Consider the following 814-nt stretch of genomic DNA (forward strand, 5'->3'; position numbering starts at 1 on the left):
GGCGGGGAGGCCAGCAGGATGCCGGTCAGGCCGCCCAGCAGGAAGGTGACCAGGAAGCCGATGCTGAACAGCATCGGAGTCTCGAAGGTCAACCGGCCCTTCCACATGGTGCCGATCCAGTTGAAGAACTTGATGCCGGTGGGCACCGCGATGAGGAAGGTCATCAGCGAGAAGAACGGCAGCAGGACCGCTCCGGTGGCGAACATGTGGTGCGCCCACACCGCCACCGACAGCGCCGCGATCGCCAGCGTGGCGAAGACCAGGCCCTTGTAGCCGAACAGCGGCTTGCGGCTGAACACCGGGAAGATCTCCGACACGATGCCGAAGAACGGCAGCGCGATGATGTAGACCTCGGGGTGGCCGAAGAACCAGAACAGGTGCTGCCACAGGATCACCCCGCCGTTGGCCGGGTCGAACACGTGCGCGCCCAGCTTCCGGTCGGCCAGCAGGCCCAGCAGACCGGCGGTCAGGATCGGGAAGGCCAGCAGGACCAGGATGCTGGTGATGAAGATGTTCCAGGTGAAGATGGGCATCCGGAACATGGTCATGCCCGGCGCGCGCAGGCAGACCACGGTGGTGACCATGTTGACCGCGCCGAGGATGGTGCCCAGGCCGCTGACGGCCAAGCCCGCGATCCACAGGTCCGCTCCGACGCCGGGGGCGTGCGCCGCGCCGCTCAGCGGCGGGTACGCCGTCCAGCCGAAGTCCGCCGCGCCCCCCGGCGTGAGCAGGGAGCTGAGCACGGTCAGCCCGCCGAACAGGAACAGCCAGTACGAGAAGGCGTTGAGCCGGGGGAAGGCCACGTCCGGCGAGC

Annotated in this window: 1 protein-coding gene; it reads right to left on the bottom strand. The window is 67.8% G+C overall.

Features of this window, described 5'->3' with window-relative positions; translation table 11 throughout:
* On the bottom strand, positions 1-814 hold an 814-nt coding region (locus tag IEZ00_RS33305; protein ID WP_229796361.1), incomplete at both ends, for a cbb3-type cytochrome c oxidase subunit I.

Source organism: Saccharothrix coeruleofusca (genome assembly GCF_014648515.1).
Lineage (GTDB): Bacteria > Actinomycetota > Actinomycetes > Mycobacteriales > Pseudonocardiaceae > Actinosynnema > Actinosynnema coeruleofuscum.